The sequence below is a fragment of the Streptomyces sp. NPDC050388 genome (genome assembly GCF_040655635.1).
In the GTDB taxonomy this organism is placed as follows: domain Bacteria; phylum Actinomycetota; class Actinomycetes; order Streptomycetales; family Streptomycetaceae; genus Streptomyces.
On the sequence record NZ_JBFAKH010000002.1, the window covers coordinates 113,415 to 129,038 of the forward strand.

The 15,624-nt window shown below is 71.7% G+C and carries 11 protein-coding genes and 2 pseudogenes; 8 read left to right on the forward strand and 5 right to left on the reverse strand.

What is annotated here, in order from left to right:
- Positions 1–13 precede the first annotated feature (13 nt).
- Positions 14–1,855, forward strand: coding sequence for a glycoside hydrolase family 15 protein (locus AB0I73_RS01980; RefSeq protein WP_363032773.1), 1,842 nt, complete (start codon positions 14–16; stop codon positions 1,853–1,855).
- Between the two features lie 3 nt (positions 1,856–1,858).
- Here AB0I73_RS01980 and AB0I73_RS01985 read toward each other — a convergent pair whose 3' ends face one another.
- Positions 1,859–2,041, reverse strand: a complete 183-nt coding sequence (locus AB0I73_RS01985) for a hypothetical protein (RefSeq protein WP_363032965.1) — start codon at positions 2,039–2,041, stop codon at positions 1,859–1,861.
- A 238-nt stretch (positions 2,042–2,279) separates the two neighbouring features.
- Between AB0I73_RS01985 and AB0I73_RS01990 the strand changes: the two genes are divergently transcribed.
- A complete protein-coding gene (locus AB0I73_RS01990) occupies positions 2,280–4,562 on the forward strand; it encodes a heavy metal translocating P-type ATPase (RefSeq protein WP_363032775.1) in 2,283 nt (760 codons plus the stop codon).
- Between the two features lie 500 nt (positions 4,563–5,062).
- Positions 5,063–5,734: a phosphatase PAP2 family protein gene (locus tag AB0I73_RS01995; RefSeq protein WP_363032777.1), complete on the forward strand. Its 672-nt coding sequence runs from the start codon at positions 5,063–5,065 to the stop codon at positions 5,732–5,734.
- Positions 5,735–5,802: 68 nt separating this feature from the next.
- Here the strand turns inward: AB0I73_RS01995 and AB0I73_RS02000 are convergent, their stop codons facing one another.
- Together AB0I73_RS02000 and AB0I73_RS02005 are read right to left on the reverse strand one after the other, a co-directional pair.
- Positions 5,803–6,594: a response regulator gene (locus AB0I73_RS02000; RefSeq protein ID WP_363032779.1), complete on the reverse strand. Its 792-nt coding sequence runs from the start codon at positions 6,592–6,594 to the stop codon at positions 5,803–5,805.
- Positions 6,591–7,402 (reverse strand): annotated as a pseudogene (locus AB0I73_RS02005) (ATP-binding protein); the annotation flags it as partial. The gene AB0I73_RS02000 and the pseudogene AB0I73_RS02005, both read right to left, overlap by 4 nt.
- Before the next feature lie 193 nt (positions 7,403–7,595).
- Here AB0I73_RS02005 and AB0I73_RS02010 point away from each other — a divergent pair.
- The 5 genes and pseudogenes from AB0I73_RS02010 to AB0I73_RS02030 all read left to right on the forward strand — a co-directional run bounded on the left by AB0I73_RS02010 (position 7,596) and on the right by AB0I73_RS02030 (position 13,626).
- A complete protein-coding gene (locus AB0I73_RS02010; protein WP_363032957.1) occupies positions 7,596–8,579 on the forward strand; it encodes a tripartite tricarboxylate transporter substrate binding protein in 984 nt (327 codons plus the stop codon).
- Positions 8,576–9,115, forward strand: coding sequence for a tripartite tricarboxylate transporter TctB family protein (locus tag AB0I73_RS02015; RefSeq protein WP_363032781.1), 540 nt, complete (start codon positions 8,576–8,578; stop codon positions 9,113–9,115). Before AB0I73_RS02010 ends, AB0I73_RS02015 begins: the two co-directional genes overlap by 4 nt.
- Position 9,116: 1 nt before the next feature.
- Entirely contained in the window at positions 9,117–10,610 is a 1,494-nt protein-coding gene (locus AB0I73_RS02020) for a tripartite tricarboxylate transporter permease (RefSeq protein WP_363032783.1), read from the forward strand.
- Between the two features lie 183 nt (positions 10,611–10,793).
- Positions 10,794–11,884: pseudogene (locus AB0I73_RS02025) on the forward strand (cellulose binding domain-containing protein).
- Positions 11,885–11,970: 86 nt separating this feature from the next.
- Positions 11,971–13,626: a cellulase family glycosylhydrolase gene (locus AB0I73_RS02030; protein WP_363032785.1), complete on the forward strand. Its 1,656-nt coding sequence runs from the start codon at positions 11,971–11,973 to the stop codon at positions 13,624–13,626.
- An 89-nt stretch (positions 13,627–13,715) separates the two neighbouring features.
- Here the strand turns inward: AB0I73_RS02030 and AB0I73_RS02035 are convergent, their stop codons facing one another.
- Positions 13,716–14,351 carry a class F sortase gene (locus AB0I73_RS02035; RefSeq protein WP_363032959.1) on the reverse strand — a complete coding sequence of 212 codons (636 nt, stop codon included), beginning with the start codon at positions 14,349–14,351 and terminating at the stop codon, positions 13,716–13,718.
- Positions 14,352–14,538: 187 nt separating this feature from the next.
- Positions 14,539–15,456 (reverse strand): hypothetical protein, encoded by a 918-nt coding sequence (locus AB0I73_RS02040; RefSeq protein ID WP_363032787.1) that lies wholly within the window; start codon positions 15,454–15,456, stop codon positions 14,539–14,541.
- Positions 15,457–15,624: the final 168 nt, after the last annotated feature.

Below are 15,624 nucleotides of genomic sequence, written 5' to 3' on the forward strand. Positions count from 1 at the left end.
CAGGGAGGCTGCGATGGACGAAACGGCGAGGGAGCGGGGAACGTCCGGCGGGCAGCGGTACGCGCCGATCGCCGACCACGGCCTGATCGGCGATCTGCGCAGCGTGGCGCTGGTGGCGACCGACGGCACCATCGACTGGTACTGCTGCCCGGACTTCGACGCGCCCAGTGTCTTCGCCGCGATCCTGGACGCCGAGCGCGGGGGCTCCTTCGAGCTGACGGCGGCCGTGCCGGCACGCACCAAGCAGTTCTACTTCCCCGACACCAATGTCCTGATCACCAGGTTCTTCACCGAGGACGGCGTGGGCGAGGTGCAGGACTTCATGCCGGTCACCGGGGAGCCGGAGCCGGCCGAGGAGGGCCGGCACCGGCTGATCCGGCGGGTGCTGTGCGTGCGCGGCGCCCTCCCGTTCCGGATGCGGGCCGCCCCGCGGTTCGAGTACGGCACCCGGCCGCACACCCTGCGGCTGGCCGGCGACCTGGCGGTGTTCGAGTCCGAGGCGCTGTCCCTCGCGCTCACCTCGACCGTCCCGCTGGAGGCCGACGGCCCGGACGCGCGGGCCGACTTCAAACTGGCGGAGGGCGAGACCGCGGTGTTCACCCTGGACCAGGTCGGCGGCGAGGTGGCCCCCCGCCACTGCGCGCACCGGGAGGCGGAGGAGCAGTTCGGCGCGACGGTGCGGTACTGGCGGCGCTGGCTGTCCTCCTCGCGCTACCGCGGCCGGTGGCGGGAGATGGTGCACCGCTCCGCCCTCACCCTGAAGCTGCTCACCTACGCGCCGACCGGGGCGATCGTGGCGGCGCCCACGACGAGCCTGCCGGAGAGGCTCGGCGGGGAACGCAACTGGGACTACCGGTACGTGTGGATGCGGGACGCGGCCTTCTGCGTGTACGCGCTGCTGCGGCTGGGCTTCTCCGAGGAGGCCAAGGCGTTCATGGGATTCGTGACCCGGCACGTCAGCCCCGGCGCCGGGTGCCCCTCCGGCCCGCTGCAGATCATGTACGGCATCGACGGCCGTACCGACCTGTCCGAGCGCGAACTCGGCCATCTGGAGGGGTACCGGGGTTCGGCACCGGTGCGGGTCGGCAACGCGGCGGCCGACCAGTTGCAGCTCGACATCTACGGGGCGCTGATCGACTCCTTCTATCTGTACGACAAGTGGGCCGAGCCGATCTCCAGCGAGCAGTGGGACCGCGTGTGCGCGCTGGTGGACTGGGTGTGCACGCACTGGGACCAGCCCGACGAGGGCATCTGGGAAACGCGCGGCGGACGCAGGAAGTTCCTCTATTCGCAGCTGATGTGCTGGGTGGCGATCGAGCGGGCCGTCCGCATGGCCACCCGGCGCGGTCTGCCCGCCGACCTTCCCGGCTGGCGGTCGAGCCGCGACACCATCTACCGGCGGATCATGAGCCACGGCTGGTCCGAGGCGCGCCGGACCTTCGTACAGCACGAGGACGGGGACGTGCTGGACGCGGCGGTGCTGATGATGCCGCTGACGAAGTTCATCGCGCCGACCGACCCCAAATGGCTGTCCACGCTCGACTCCCTCACCGAGGACCTGGTGTCGGACTCGCTGGTCTACCGGTACGACCCGCAGGCGAGCCCGGACGGCCTGCACGGTGACGAGGGCACGTTCTCCATCTGCTCGTTCTGGTACGTCGAGGCACTGACCCGGGCCGGACGGCTCGACGAGGCGTCACTCGCCTTCGAGAAGATGCTGACGTACGCCAACCATCTGGGCCTGTACGCCGAGGAGATCAGCCACACCGGGGAGCAGCAGGGCAACTTCCCGCAGGCGTTCACGCATCTCTCGCTGATCAGCGCCGCGTTCAATCTGGACCGCGCCCTGGGCTGAGCATCAGTGGCCTCGGCCCGCGCCCTCGCCGGGCGCGGGTGACGCGGGGGTGTGTTTCTCGTCGTGCGCCGGTGCGGGCGCACTGTCCGCGACGACCGGGTCCACCCCCTGGCCGACGCCGTAGACCGTGCCGAAGGTCGCGGCCAGGGCTGCGGCGAATGCGGTGATCTTCCATCCGGTATGCATGGTCGTCTCTCCCCGGAAGCTCCTCGGCATCTCCTCGGAACAGCGCGACCGGCCCGGGTCCGGGTCGGCGCCCACACACCCCACAATACCCCTGGGGGGTATCCAGTCGAGACTGGGCGGCCCTTGAAACCAGATACCTCCCGGGGGTATACCTGGGAAGCGGAAGAGATACCCCCGACCCGTATACTGCAATCGGCTGCCGGCATGTTCCGGCCGGCCCTCGTCACCAGGAGCGCCCATGACCGTCCGTACAGCCGGCAACGAGACCGAGGCCGGGGCCCGGGGAGAGGTGGAGCTGGTCATCGGCGGGATGACCTGCGCCTCCTGCGCCGCGCGGGTCGAGAAGAAACTCAACCGGATGGACGGGGTCACCGCCACGGTCAACTACGCCACCGAGAAGGCCAAGGTGTCGCACGACGCCGCAGTCACCGTCCGGGACCTGATCGCCACCGTCGAGGCCACCGGGTACACGGCACGGGAGCCCGCACCGCCCGCGCGCGAGAACGAGCCCGCCTCCTCCGGCTCCACCGGATCCCCCGACGAGCTCCGGTCTCTGCGGGAGAGGCTGATCACGGCCGTGGTGCTGTCGGTGCCCGTCGTCGCGATGGCGATGATCCCGGCCCTGCAGTTCGAGTACTGGCAGTGGCTGTCCCTGACGCTGGCGGCCCCGGTCGTGACGTACGCGGCGTGGCCCTTCCACCGGGCGGCGTTCACCAACGCGCGGCACGGTGCGGCCACCATGGACACCCTGGTCTCGGTCGGCACCTCGGCGGCGTTCCTGTGGTCGCTGTGGGCGCTCTTCTTCGGCACCGCGGGCACCCCGGGCATGACCCACCCCTTCGAACTGACCATCGCCCGTTCGGACGGCGCCGGGAACATCTATCTGGAGGCCGCCGCGGGCGTCACCGCGTTCATCCTGGCCGGGCGGTACTTCGAGGCGCGCGCCAAGCGGAAGGCGGGCGCGGCGCTGCGGGCGCTGATGGAACTGGGAGCGAAGGACGTCACCGTGCTCCGGCCCGACGGGCGCGAGGAGACGGTGCCCGTCGAGGAGTTGGCGGTCGGCGACCGTTTCCTGGTACGCCCCGGCGAGAAGATCGCGACCGACGGGGCCGTCGTCGAGGGCACCTCGGCGGTGGACGTCTCCATGCTCACCGGAGAGTCCGTGCCGGTGGAGGTGGCCCCCGGGGACGCGGTCACCGGGGCCACGCTCAACGCGGGCGGGCGTCTCGTCGTGGAGGCCACCCGGGTCGGCTCCGACACCCAGCTCGCCCGGATGGCGAAGATGGTGGAGGACGCGCAGAACGGGAAGGCCGCCGCGCAGCGGCTCGCGGACCGGATCTCCGCGGTCTTCGTGCCGATCGTGATCGCGCTGGCCCTGGGCACGCTGGGCTTCTGGCTGGGCAACGGCGCCGGGATGACCGCCGCGTTCACCGCCGCCGTGGCCGTACTGATCATCGCCTGCCCGTGCGCCCTCGGCCTCGCCACGCCGACCGCGCTGATGGTCGGCACCGGGCGCGGCGCGCAGCTCGGCATCCTCATCAAGGGCCCGGAGGTCCTGGAGACCACCCGCCGCGTCGACACCGTGGTGCTCGACAAGACCGGCACGGTCACCACCGGCCGGATGACCCTGCTCGCCGTGCACCCGGCCGAAGGGACCGACGAGGCCGACGTGCTGAGGCTGGCAGGCGCCCTGGAGCACTCCTCCGAGCACCCGATCGCCCGCGCCGTCGCCGACGGCGCCCTGGAGAAGCTGGGCACGCTGCCCTCTCCCGAGGACTTCGGCAACGTGCCCGGACTCGGCGTCCAGGGTGTCGTGGAGGGCCACGCGGTGCTCGTCGGCCGGGAACAGCTGCTGGCGCAGTGGGAACTGAAGCTGCCGTCCGAGCTGGCGCGGGCCCTGGAGACGGCCCAGACCGCCGGACGCACCGCCGTCACGGTGGCCTGGGACGGCGAGGCGCGCGCGGTGCTGGAGATCGCCGACGCGGTGAAGGAGACCAGCCCCGAGGCGGTGCGCCGGCTGCGCGCGCTCGGCCTCCGGCCCGTCCTGCTGACCGGCGACAACGAGGCGGTGGCCCGGACCGTCGCCCGCGAGGTCGGGATCGCACCGGAGGACGTCATCGCCGAGGTGCTGCCGCAGGACAAGGTGGATGTCGTCAAGCGCCTTCAGGCGGAAGGCCGCTCGGTCGCAATGGTCGGCGACGGGGTCAACGACGCGGCCGCGCTGGCCCAGGCCGACCTCGGGCTGGCCATGGGCACCGGCACGGACGCGGCCATCGAGGCCGGCGACCTGACCCTCGTCCGGGGCGACCTGCGGGCCGCGGCGGACGCGATCCGGCTGGCCCGCCGCACTCTCGGCACGATCCGGTCCAACCTGTTCTGGGCCTTCGCCTACAACGTCGCCGCGCTGCCGCTCGCCGCGGCCGGCCTGCTCAACCCGATGATCGCGGGGGCGGCGATGGCCTTCTCCTCGGTCTTCGTCGTCGGCAACTCCCTCCGCCTGCGTACCTTCCGGGCGACCTGACCGTCGGCGGCCACCCGGACGGGTGTGACGGCCGGGCTGCGGCGGGGGGCGCGGAGACGTACCGGATGGATCACGCGTACCGTGGGCACCCGGTGATTCCCGGTCCACGGTGCGGGTGCGCCCAGGGCCTGTCCGGCGGATCAGGCCGCAGGAACTCGACGGTGCCTCGTCAGCGCCGGTGAGCGGGGCCTGGTGCGGTCAGCCGCAAGGCGGCGGAGAAAGTCGGTCGGGGTCTCCTCTGCTCAAGGGGGTCCCCCGCTCATGGGGGTCCCTCCCGCTCGAGCGAAGTCGAGAGTGGGGGAGAAGCCGAGAGCGGGGAGAAGCCGGGAGCTGGGAGGGAAGGAAGCCATGGCGACCGACGACAACGCCGCTGGGGGCCCTGCTCGAAGAGCTTGGGGGAGGGCGGCACGCCCCCGCGTCTGCGGCATGATCCGCCGGACAGGACCTGGCGAGCCCCCAACACACGGACCCCCTCCACAACGCCACCGCGGGAGAGACGAATGAACGAGCCGACCACCACCGACCAGGGCGGTGCCCGTCCGCTCACCGCGCCCGCCCGGCCCGCCGACGGACTCCGTCGGATGGCGTCCGCCGTCCTCGGCGATCTCAGGGCCGTGGACGGTGCCCTGTACGCGGCGGTGGCGGCCACTCCCACCCCCACCCTCGACCGGGCCCTGCGCCGCCTCTCGCACGCGGCCGACCATTCGAAGATCTCGTTCGCCATCGCCGGTGCCCTCGCCCTGGGCGGGTCGCGGCAGCGCCGGGCCGCGCTCGTCGGCGTGGGGGCCATAGCCGTGGCGTCGACGTCGGCCAACCTGCTCGGCAAGCGTCTGGTCCGCAGGGACCGGCCGGACCGGGAAGCCGCCCGGGTGACCGTGGACCGGCATGTCCCGATGCCCACCTCGGCTTCCTTCCCCTCCGGGCACACCGCGTCGGCGGTCGCCTTCGCCACCGCCGTCGGTACGGTCCTGCCCGCGGCCTCCGGCCCGCTCGGCGCACTGGCCGGCGCGGTGGGCTACTCACGCATCCATACGGGCGTGCACTACCCGGGAGACGTCGCCGCCGGCGCGGTTCTCGGCATCGCGAGCGCGGCCGCCGCCCTCGCCCTGGCGTCAGCCCGCCTTCCCGCCTCGTACGGAAGCGGAAGGCCACGCCCGTCCCGGGCCCGGTGACCGCCGACCGGGGAGGATGAACACCGTCCCCGGGAGCGGCGCGGCCCGCCGGTCCCGGGACAGCACGCCTAGAGCCGCGCCCCGCCCCGCGGGCGGACTTCACCGGCCCGCCCGCCGGCCTGCCGCAGGGACCCTCCGACGAACCGGTAGCGGCGTTCCGGCCGTCCCGCGGCCCCGTACCGCAGCGAGACCTCGGCCGTGCCGACGGTGTGGAAGTGCTCCAGGTAGCGGCGGGCGCTGACCCTGGAGACGCCGGTGAGGGCGGCACACTCGGAGGCCGACAGCGTGCCGTCGGCCTCGCGCAGGGTGCGTTCGACCAGTTCGGCGGTCTCCGCACTCATGCCCTTGGGCAGCATCGGAGCCGCGTACGTCACGACCGGCGCCGCCGCTCCGGCCAGCACCCGGTCCACGTCGGCCTGGCCACGCACGACCGTGCCCAGCAACCGACCGCGCTGGACGGCGTACCGCTCCAGCCTGGCCCGCAGGTCCTCGAACTCGAACGGCTTGAGCAGATAGTCGACGACCCCGTGCCGGACCGCCCCGCGCACCGTCTCCGCCTCCCGTGCGGCGCTGATGGCCATCACGTCGCAGTCGTGCCCCGCGCTGCGCAGCCGGGGGATCACGTCGAGGCCGAACAGGTCCGGCAGATACAGGTCGAGCAGGACCAGGTCGGGACGGAGTTCGTCCACCGCGGCGACGGCCTGCTCGCCGGTGCCGGCGACGCCGACCACCCGGAACGCCTCGACGCGGTCGACGAAGGCGCGGTGCACCCGGGCCACCATGAAGTCGTCGTCGACCACGAGCACGTCGATCGTGTCGGCGCGCGCGGGCCCGGCGTGCTCACCGTGCGTACTGGTCATCGGCCGGCTCCTTCCGCCACCGCGTCGGCGAGGTGGCTCACGGTCATGCGGGCGGTGAACATCGCTCCGTCCGGGGTGTTGGTCACCGAGATCTCACCGCCGTGACGTTCGCAGACGAGACGGGTGAGCGCCAGTCCGATACCGCGCTCGCCCTCCTGGGCGGCCTTGGTGGTGAAGCCGTGCGAGAAGACCTCGCGGGCCGGTCCGGGGGTGACTCCGGGGCCGGAGTCACGGACGACGATCTCCACACTGGCGGCGTCGTGGCGCAGTTCGACCTCGCCCCAGGCGTCGTGCCCTCCCTCTCCGCCGGGGCCCCGGTTCCCGGATCGCCCACGGTGGCCGCCGCGTCCACGAGGTTGCCCACGACCGTCGCCGCCTCGGCGGCGTCCTCGGGGGCCGGCCGGTCGAGGCCGCTGTCGTCGGAGATGCGCAGGCTCACCCTGCGCTCGGCGGCGAGGGATGCCTTCGCCGCCAGCAGGGCGGCGAAGGCGGTGTCCCGCACCCGCCGGCTGAGCGTGACGTCGAGGGACTGACGGCGCCGGTTCAGAGCACGTGTGGAGCGCACGACCTCGTCCTGCTCACCGATCTGGATGAGCCCGGAGATCGTGTGCAGCTGGTCGGCGAACTCGTGCGCCTGGGCGCGCAGCGACTCGGAGGAGCTGCGGAAGGACCCGGTCTCCCGTTCCAGACGGGCGAGTTCGGTGCGGTCGTGCAGAGTGGTGACCGGGCCGAGAAGACGCCCGTCCTCGGTGACGGTCATCCGGTTCACCACCAGCACCCGGCCGTGCCGCACGACGACCTCGTCACGCCGACGACCGGGCCCGTGCCGCGCCGGGTCCCCGGCCCGGACGCCCGGCGGGCCGCTGACGCAATGAACAAAACCTCCGTTGGTTCCGCAAGCGGGACAGCCCGCCGGCACACGTGCACCATGTGGCGCACGCCGCCCTCCCCACAGGGCTTCGCGTGACCCCCAGACGACCGACCGACAGGTGGTGGCATTCGTGCGCCTGCGCACTCCCCTCGCCCTGCTCGGGGCCGCCGTGCTGGTGCTCGTGGGTCCGCCGCTGCTCACGACCGGCAGCGGCACCGAGACCGGCACCCAGATCCCGGGCCTGCGCCTCATGGTTCCCAACACGCCCGGCGGCGGCTACGACATCACGGCCCGTACGGCCGCGAAGAACGCCGAGGACGCCGGGCTCACCCACAACATCGAGGTGTTCAACCTGCCCGGCGCCGGCGGCACCGTCGGCCTCAGCAGGCTGGTGAGCGAACACGGCAACGGCAAGCTCGCCATGTCGATGGGCCTCGGTGTCGTCGGCGCCGTCCGGTCCAACGGCGCGCCGAAGACCCTCGGCGACACCACCCCGATCGCCCGGCTCACCGAGGAGCAGGACGTCGTCGTGGTCGCCAAGGACTCCCCGTACAAGACGATCGACGACCTGATCGGCGCCTGGAGGAACAACCCCGGCAAGCTCCCGGTGGGCGGCGGTTCCTCCCCCGGCGGACCCGACCACCTCGCGCCGATGCTGATGGCGCGGGCCGCCGGGATCGCCCCGAAGCAGGTCAACTACATCCCCTTCGACGGCGGCGGCGAGCTGCTCGCCTCGATCCTCGGCAACAAGGTCGGGTTCGGCGTGTCCGGTGTCGGTGAGTACCTCGACCAGATCAAGGCGGGTGAGCTGCGCCTGCTCGCGGTCACCGGACCGGAGCGGATCCCCGGGCTCGACGCGCCCACCCTGCGGGAGGCGGGCTACGACGTGAACTTCACCAACTGGCGCGGCCTCGTCGCCCCGCCCGGACTGACCGACGCAGAACGCGACAAACTCGTGGCACTGGTGGAGGAGTTGCACGATTCGGATGAATGGCGCACGTCCATGAAGCAGAACGGCTGGGACGACGCCTTCCTGACGGGAGAGAAGTTCGGTGACTTCCTGGAGGCCGAGGACAAGCGCGTGGTGTCCGTCCTGAAGGAGCTCGGACTGTGACCACACCGACCACCGACCTGACCCCCGAGCCCGCCACCGAGCGGCGCTCCTGGCTGCGCGACCACTCGGAACTCGGCGTCTGTGCCCTGCTGTTGGCGCTCGGCGTCCTCGTCCTCACCGACGCCCTCACCATGGACGTCGACATCACCCAGCGCGGCCCCGTCGGACCGAGGACGGTACCGGTCGTGGTCGGCGTCGGACTGCTGCTCGTCGCCGCCCTGCTCGCGGTCGACGTACTGCGCGGCGGCCGGGGGCAGGCCGAGGCAGGCGAGGACGTCGACCTGTCCGAACCCGCCGACTGGCGCACGGTGCTGCTGCTCGCCGGGGTGTTCCTCGGCTCGGCCGTCCTCATCGAACCGCTCGGCTTCCCGGGCGCGGGCGCACTGCTCTTCTGGGGCGCTGCCTTCGTCCTCGGCAGCCGCCGGTTCGACCGCGATCCGCTGATCGCGGCGGTCGTCTCCCTCGTCTCCTACACCGTGTTCAACAACCTGCTCGGAGTACCGCTGCCCGGTGGTCCGCTGATGGGAGTGCTGTGACGTGAACGCCCTCAACTCCCTCCTGGACGGCTTCGGTACGGCCCTGACCCCGATCAACCTGCTGTGGGCCGCGACCGGTGTGCTGCTGGGCACCGCGATCGGCGTACTGCCCGGCATCGGCCCGGCGATGGCGGTGGCGCTGCTGCTGCCGGTGACGTACGGACTCGATCCGATCGCCGCGTTCATCATGTTCGCGGGGATCTACTACGGCGCGATGTTCGGCGGTTCGACGACCTCGATCCTGCTGAACACACCGGGGGAGAGCGCCGCCGTGGTCGCGGCCATGGAGGGCAACCCCATGGCCAAGTCGGGTCGTGGTGCGCAGGCGCTGGCCGCCGCCGCGATCGGTCACTTCACGGGTGGCATGGTCGGCACGATCCTGCTGGTCGCGCTGGCGCCGGCGGTCGCCGAACTCGCCGTGGACATCGGCGCGCCGGACTACTTCGCCATCATGGTGCTGGCCTTCATCGCCGTGACGTCGGTGCTGGGTTCGTCGCGGATCCGGGGTCTGGCCTCGCTGCTGATCGGCCTGACGATCGGTCTGGTGGGTCTGGACCAGATGACCGGCCAGCAGCGGCTGACCTTCGGTTCCCTCCAACTGGCCGACGGCGTCGATGTGGTGATCGTCGCGGTGGGCCTGTTCGCCATCGGCGAGGCGCTGTGGGTCGCCGCGCACCTGCGGCGCAGGCCGCCCGAGCCGATTCCGGTGGGCCGGCCGTGGCTGGGTCGCGACGACGTGCGGCGCACGTGGAAGTCCTGGGCACGCGGCCCGTTCATCGGCTTCCCCTTCGGGGCGATCCCGGCGGGCGGCGCGGAGATCCCGACGTTCCTGTCGTACGTCACGGAGAAGCGGCTGTCCAAGCACCAGGACGAGTGGGGCAAGGGCGCCATCGAAGGCGTGGCGGGACCGGAGTCGGCGGCGTCGGCCTCGGCGGCGGGCACGCTGGTGTCCATGCTGACGCTCGGCCTGCCGACGACGGCCGTCGCGGCGGTGATGCTGGCCGCCTTCCAGCAGTACGGCATCCAGCCGGGCCCGCTGCTCTTCGAACGTGAGCCCGAGCTGGTGTGGGGCTTGATCGCCTCCCTGTTCGTCGGCATGGTGCTGCTGCTCGCCCTCAACCTCCCGCTGGCACCGGTGTGGGCGAAGCTGCTGCGCATCCCGCGGCCGTACCTGTACGCCGGAATCCTGTTCTTCGCGGCGGTCGGCGCGTACGCGGTCGGCGGCGAGGTGATCGACCTGGTGATTCTGCTGATCATCGGTCTGATCGGCTTCGGGATGCGGCGGTACGGCCTGCCGGTGCTGCCCGCCATCATCGCCGTCATCCTCGGCCCGGCCGCCGAGCAGCAGCTCCGCCGCGCGCTGCAGATCAGTGACGGCAGCGTCTCGGGTCTGGTCGACACGCCCTTCTCGGTGATCGTGTACGCGGTCATCGTGCTGCTGCTGGCCTGGCCGCTGCTGAGGAAGGTACTGCTCCGCAGGCGCGTCGAACCCTGATCCGCTCGTGGAGTTCTCCGCGCCGTGGGTGTGGTGCACAGGCGCACCCCACCCACGGCGCGTTCCGACATCGCGGCACCGCCGCACGCACTTCCCTCCGCCGCCCCCCTTGACGCGTCACTGACAAGGGTGGCTCGATGTCTTCATGGGAGCGCTCCCACCTCATCCAGGGAAGGAAACACCATGCGCGTCACCGACCGCTTACCACTGCGGGCGCTGCTCGTACTGACCGCCCTGCTCCTCCCGTTCGGCCTCGCCCTCGGCCCCTCGTGCCACGCGCGGCGGCCACACCGAACGCGGACCCCGTCCGCATCATGCCGCTGGGCGACTCGATCACCGGCTCACCCGGCTGCTGGCGGGCCACGCTGTGGAACCGGTTGTGGAACTCCGGCCACACGGACATCGACTTCGTCGGCACGCTGCCCGGCCAGGGCTGCGGCCTGGCGTACGACGGCGACAACGAGGGCCACGGAGACGAACTGGTGACCAACGTCGCGGACCAGGATCTGCTGCCCGAACGACTGGCGGCGACCCGGCCGGACATCGTTGTCATGCATTTCGGCACGAACGACGTCTGAAGCAACGTCTCCCCCGGCCGCATCCTCGCCGCCTACACCAAGCTGGTGACGCAGATGCGCGCGGCCGATCCCGACACGCGGCTCCTGGTGGCCCGGATCATTCCGATGAACCCCGCGAGCTGCGCCGGCTGCGCCCAGCGCGTCGTCGACCTCAACGCCCTGATCCCCGGGTGGGCCGAGGCGACGAGCACCAGCCGCTCCCCGGTGACCGTGGTCGACCAGTGGACGGGCTTCGACACCGCCGCCGACGCCTACGACGGCGTGCACCCGAACGACTCCGGCAACCAGAAGATCGCCGCCCGCTGGTACCCGGCCCTGTCCGAACTCCTCGACCGAGGTGTCCCGGGCGGTCCCGGTGACCCCGGCGACGGCGAACCGGCCTGTATCGCGTCGTTCCGGGCCGTCTCGTCCTGGCAGGGCGGCTACCAGGCCGAGGTGACGGTACGCAACACCTCCGCCGTCCCCCTCTCCGCCTGGACCGTGACGGTCGCACCGGCCGACGGCGCTCGACTGACCCAGGTGTGGAACGGCACGCTCGGCGCCGCCGCCGACGGCACGGTGACCGTCACCAACGCGAGCTGGAACGGCGCCCTGGCTCCCGGCGCGAGTGCCGCCTTCGGCTTCCTCGCCCACACCCCGGCGACGTCCGGCGCCCCGGCGGCGACCGTCGGCTGCACGGCCACGGCAGCCTCCTGAGCCACGGCACACACCGGGCACGCCCCCATGACGCACGGCACGGACCAGGACCGGACCGACCCCCGAACCGCACCTCTGGAGCCGCCATGAGAACCCGCGCTTCCCGCATGCCCTTCCCCGCATCCGCCGCCCCCCGCGTGGCCGGTCTGGTCGCCGCTCTCCTGGGGCTCCTCCTCCCGCTGCTCGCCTCCGGCACCCCGGCCCACGCGGCCCCCACCGGCTTCCGCGTCGAGAACGGCCGACTGTTGGAGGCCTCCGGGAACGACTTCGTGATGCGCGGCGTCAACCATGCCCACACCTGGTACGCGGACCGGATCAGCTCTCTCGCACACATCAAGGCCAAGGGCGCCAACACCGTGCGCGTGGTTCTCTCCAGTGGCGACCGATGGGCCGCCAACGACACCGCCGACGTGGCCGACGTCGTCGCGCGGTGCAAGCAGAACCGGCTGATCTGCGTCCTCGAGGTGCACGACACCACGGGTTACGGCGAGCAGAGCGGAGCGGTGACGCTCTCCCGCGCCGCCGACTACTGGATCGGCGTGCAGAGCGCGCTGACCGGTCAGGAGGACCATGTCATCGTCAACATCGGCAACGAGCCCCACGGCAACACCGGCTACACGAACTGGACGGCCGACACCAAGGCCGCGATCCGGAAGCTGCGCGACGCCGGGTTCGACCACACGCTGATGGTCGACGCCCCCAACTGGGGCCAGGACTGGGCGTTCACCATGCGTGACAACGCCGCCTCGGTGTTCGCCGCCGACCCGGACGCCAACACGGTGTTCTCCATCCACATGTACGGCGTCTTCGACACCGCGGCCGAGATCAGCGACTACCTGGGCCGTTTCGTCGCCGCGCGGCTGCCCCTCGTCGTGGGCGAGTTCGGGCACGACCACTCCGACGGCGACCCCGACGAGGACACCATTCTGGCCGTCACCCGCCGGCTCGGGCTCGGCTACCTCGGCTGGTCCTGGAGTGGCAACGGCGGCGGGGTCGAATACCTGGACATGGTCGTGAACTTCGACCCGAACCGGCTGACCAGCTGGGGTGAGCGCCTCTTCGACGGCGCCAACGGAATCGCGGCCACCTCCGAGGAGGCCGCGATCTACTCCTCCGGCCCGGGCGGTGACACCACGGCCCCGACCACTCCCGGCACGCCGGCCGTCTCCTCGGTGACCTCGTCGTCCGCCACTCTCTCCTGGACGGCGGCCACCGACACGAACGGAGTGACGGGCTACGACGTCGTCCGGATCGACGACGGTGACGAGACGGTCGTCACCACCACCGGCACCTCCGCGACTCTCACCGGGCTCTCCCCCGCGACCTCCTACACCTTCGCCGTGTACGCCCGCGACGCGGCCGGCAACCGCTCACAGCGTTCCGCCACGGTGACGGTCACCACGTCCTCCGGCGGGAGCCAGGGCACCTGCGAGGTCGGGTACCGGGTGACGAACGAATGGCCCGGCGGCTTCCAGGGCGAGGTCACCCTCCGCAACACCGGCGGCTCGGCGGTCAACGGCTGGACGCTGAGCTGGGTCTTCCCGGGCGGCCAGCGCATCACCAACATGTGGGGCGGCACCCCGGCCCAGAGCGGTTCCGCGGTCAGTGTCGCCTCGGCCCCCTACACCGCGGCGATCCCCGCGGCCGGCTCCGTCACCCTCGGCTTCACGACCACCACGACGGACCGCGCTCCGAGTCCCTCGGCGTTCACCCTCAACGGGTCCGCCTGCTCCGTGGCCTGACGAACGCGCTGCCCGGAAGGGTGCCTTCCTCCTCCCTCCGGGCAGCGAACCCATGCCGACGTCCGTCCGTGGCGGGCGGTCCGTCCGGGTCAGACCAGGTGGGCGAAGACCACCAGGTTCTCGGTGTAGTCCTTGGCCGCGCGGTCGTAGGCTCCGGAGCAGGTGATGAGCCGGACCTGGGCGTCGTCCGTGTCGGCGTAGACCCGCTCGTTGGGGAAGTCGTTCTTGGCGAACGACTCCGCGTGGTCGATCACGAACGTCGCGCTCCGTCCGTCGGCCCGCTCCACCGTGAACCGGTCGCCCTTCTCGAGTTCGGAGAGCCGGGCGAACACGGCCGGCGAGGTCTTCGTGTCCACGTGTCCGGCGATGATCGACGTTCCGTGCTCACCCGGGGACGCCCCGTCGGCGAACCAGCCGACCAGGTTGGTGTCGTCCGGCGGCGGTGCGTCGAGTTGGCCCGAGGCTCCGATGGCGAGATCGGTGAAGGGCGCGTCGACGTCGATGTCAGGGATGCGGATCCGGGTCGGGGCGGACCGCGGCAGTCGCTTGCTCGTCGGCGCGGTCGTGGCGGGACCGGAGGTCGAAGGGGACGCCGACGGGGACATCACGGCGGAGGCCGCGGGGGGAGAGTGCGGGCCGCGGGCGTCGGCGGAGGGCTCCTCCCCGCCGCCGAGCAGGCTCACCGCAAGCACCAGGGCCGCCGTACCCCAGAAGATCGCCGTCATGAGGGCGCGCAGTCTCCGCCTCGCCGGAGTCGGATCGGTGTCGTCGGGGGAAAGGGGGCGGGCTGCCATCGGGGGACCACCTCATTCGGACACGGCAGCGAACACGGCATACGAAAGGGGCGAGCCGGGGCCGCCGTACGCGCGTCGCGCGTACGGCGGCCCCGGCTCCTATGACGTCAGGCATGGCTCAGGCCACGCTTCCGAAAGCCTTCTTGCGCTTCAGCGCGTAGGCACCCGCACCGAGGAGCGCCAGGGCAGCCAGGCCGCCGCCGGAGACAGCCGGGTTCGCGAGGCCGCCACCGCCGGCGTGCACTCCGCCGTGCGGCTTCTCGTTGTAGCCGCCCTCGTCGTTGTAGCCGCCCTCGTCCTTGTAACCACCCTCGTCCTTGTAGCCGCCCTCGTCCTTGTAACCACCCTCGTCCTTCTTGCCCTTGTGTTCGCCGTCGTCGTGCTTGCCGCTCCAGTCACCCTCGTTCACGGCCGCGAGAGCGCCGCCGCCGGTGTGCACTCCGCCGCGCGGCTTCTCCTTGTGGCCGCCCTCGCCCTTCTCGCCCCTCTCATCCTTACGCTCGTCGCACCTCTCCTCCTCGCGCTCCTCACACCTCTCGCCCTTGTACTCGTCCTCGTCCTCGTCCTCGTCCTTGTACTCGCCGTAATCGCCGTCGCCCCCGGCCACGGCCGCGAGAGCGCCGCCGCCGGTGTGCACTCCGCCGCGCGGCTTCTCCTTGTGGCCGCCCTCGCCCTCCTCGCCCCTCTCGCCCTTGCGCTCGTCGCCCCTTTCGTCCTTACGCTCGTCGCACCTCTCCTCCTCGCGCTCCTCGCACCTCTCGTCCTTGTACTCGTCCTCGTCCTCGTCCTTGTACTCGCCGTAATCGCCGTCGTCCCCGGCCACGGCCGTGAGAGCGCCGCCGCCGGCGTGCATTCCGCCATGCGGCTTGTCGTGCCTGCTGTCCTCGTCGTGGCGGCTGTCCTCCTCGTGCTCCTTGCTGTAGGAAGACTTGTCGTGGTCCGAGTCGCCCATATGGGCGGCAAAGGCTGCGGGCGCCCCGACCACGAGGGCCGCGGTGGCCGTCGCGGTGGCGAGCAGCATGCGGGCAGAGCGCATCTGACTGTCCTTCCGTCGGCGCACCCGGCTGCTGACACCTGGCCAGCACGGTTGACCGGGCCCCGACGTGATTAACCGTCAGTCACATGAGTCGCTCCCACCATTCGAGGCGTTCACACGGGTTACGGCTTCACCCCGACGGCGTACCAGCGGGTGCTCACGGCCCCG